General features: G+C 72.2%; 3 protein-coding genes. All 3 read left to right on the top strand.

The annotated features are described in order from the left end of the window. Positions 1-420 (top strand): fumarylacetoacetate hydrolase family protein (locus tag G6W55_RS37395; protein ID WP_175525038.1); only part of this gene is annotated, 420 nt, incomplete at its 5' end. Next, positions 417-1,367, top strand: coding sequence for an acetaldehyde dehydrogenase (acetylating) (locus tag G6W55_RS37390; RefSeq protein ID WP_175525037.1), 951 nt, complete (start codon positions 417-419; stop codon positions 1,365-1,367). The genes G6W55_RS37395 and G6W55_RS37390, both read left to right, overlap by 4 nt. Continuing rightward, on the top strand, positions 1,364-2,259 hold an 896-nt coding region (gene dmpG, locus G6W55_RS37385; RefSeq protein WP_175525036.1), incomplete at its 3' end, for a 4-hydroxy-2-oxovalerate aldolase. The genes G6W55_RS37390 and dmpG, both read left to right, overlap by 4 nt.

The raw sequence follows: 2,259 nt of genomic DNA, 5'->3' as shown, positions 1-2,259 counted from the left end.
GCGTTCGCGCTGCCCGCGCTGGAGATCGTCGACAGCCGCATCGCCGACTGGGACATCACCATCATCGACACCGTCGCCGACAACGCCTCCTGCGGCCTGTACGTCCTCGGCGGCACCCCCGTCCCCCTGGACCGCGTCGACCTGCGGGCCGTGACGATGACCCTCACCAAGAACGGCGAGACGGCTTCCGAGGGCACCGGCGCCGCCTGCCTGGGCAGCCCCCTCACCGCCGCCCTCTGGCTTGCCTCCACCCTCGCCGGGCTCGGTGACCCGCTGCGGGCCGGCGACATCGTCCTGACCGGTGCGCTCGGCCCGATGGCCGTCGCCGCCGCGGGCGACGCGTTCACCGCCCACATCGAAGGGCTCGGCACGGTCACCACCACGTTCGCGTCCGCCGCCACGGAAGGAGCCGCAGCATGAGCACGAAGGTCGCCGTCATCGGGTCGGGCAACATCGGCACCGACCTGATGATCAAAATTCTGCGGCTCTCCGACTCCCTGGAGATCGCCGCCATGGCCGGGATCGACCCCGACTCCGACGGCCTGGCCCGCGCCCGCCGCCTGAAGGTCGCCACCACCCACGAGGGAGTCGACGGCCTGGTGCGGCTGGACGAGTTCGCGGACGTGGAGATCGTCTTCGACGCCACCTCGGCCGGTGCGCACCGCCGCCACGACGAGGTGCTGCGCTCGCTGGGCCGCAGGGTCGTGGACCTGACGCCCGCCGCGCTCGGCCCGTACGTCGTCCCGCCGGTCAACGGCGACGACCACCTCGACGCACCGAACGTCAACATGGTCACCTGCGGCGGCCAGGCCACCATCCCGATCGTGGCCGCCGTCGCGGCCGTGACCCCCGTCCACTACGGCGAGATCGTCGCCTCGATCTCCTCCCGCTCGGCCGGTCCCGGCACCCGGGCCAACATCGACGAGTTCACCGAGACGACCTCCTCGGCCATCGAGAAGGTGGGCGGCGCCGCCCGGGGCAAGGCGATCATCGTCCTGAACCCGGCCGAACCCCCGCTGATCATGCGCGACACCGTGTACTGCCTGGTCGGCGAGTGCGACGACGCCGCGGTGACCGCCTCGGTGGAGGACATGGCCGCCCGGGTCCAGGCGTACGTGCCCGGCTACCGCCTCAAGCAGAAGGTCCAGTTCGAGCGCGTCGCCGACGACGACCCCCTGCGCTCCCTGCTGCCCGCCGGTGCGCGATCCGTGGACGCCGCGAAGGTCTCGGTCTTCCTGGAGGTCGAGGGCGCCGCCCACTACCTGCCCGCCTACGCCGGAAACCTCGACATCATGACCTCGGCCGCCCTGCGCACCGCCGAACGCATCGCCGCCGCGCGGCACTTCACGGAGGTGGTCTCCCGATGACCGCGAACCAGCCCCCCGCCCTGTATGTGCAGGACGTGACCCTGCGGGACGGCATGCACGCCGTACGCCACCGCTACACCGTCGACCAGGCCCGCACCATCGCCGCCGCACTGGACGACGCCGGGGTCGCCGCGATCGAAGTCGCCCACGGCGACGGCCTGTCCGGCTCCAGCATCACCTACGGCGTCGGCGCGCACACCGACTGGGAGTGGATCGAAGCCGTCTGCGACAGCGTCCACCACGCGGTGCCCACCACGCTGCTCCTGCCCGGCATCGGCACCCTGCACGACCTGCGGCAGGCCCACGCCCTCGGCATCCGCTCGGTCCGCGTCGCCACCCACTGCACCGAGGCCGACATCTCCGCCCAGCACATCGCCGCCGCCCGCGACCTGGGCATGGACGTGGCCGGCTTCCTGATGATGTCCCACATGGCCGACCCCGCCGAACTGGCCCGCCAGGCCAAGCTGATGGAGTCCTACGGAGCCGGATGCGTCTACGTCACCGACTCCGGCGGCCGCCTGACCATGGACGGCGTCCGCGACCGCGTCCGCGCCTATCGCGACGCCCTCGACCCGGACACCGCGATCGGCATCCACGCCCACCACAACCTCGGCCTGGGCATCGCCAACTCCGTCGTCGCCGTCGAGAACGGCGTCACCCGCGTCGACGCTTCCCTCGCCGGCCAGGGCGCCGGAGCCGGGAACTGCCCGCTGGAGGCGTTCATCGCCGTCGCCGACCTGATGGCCTGGGAGCACGGCTGCGACCTGTTCCCCCTCATGGACGCCGCCGACGACCTCGTACGTCCCCTACAGGACCGCGAGGTCCGCGTCGACCGCGAGACCCTCACCCTCGGCTACGCGGGCGTCTACTCCAGCTTCCTGCGCCACGCCGA

This window comes from Streptomyces sp. CAI-85, assembly GCF_013363615.1.
GTDB lineage: Bacteria > Actinomycetota > Actinomycetes > Streptomycetales > Streptomycetaceae > Streptomyces > Streptomyces antibioticus_B.
Note: the sequence above shows the minus strand (reverse complement) of the source record. Positions and strands in the feature narration are given on the sequence as shown.

Coding starts and splice junctions, on each gene's coding strand:
- G6W55_RS37390 (WP_175525037.1), top strand. CDS start 417: ATGAGCACGAAGGTCGCCGTCATCGGGTCGGGCAACATCGGCACCGAC.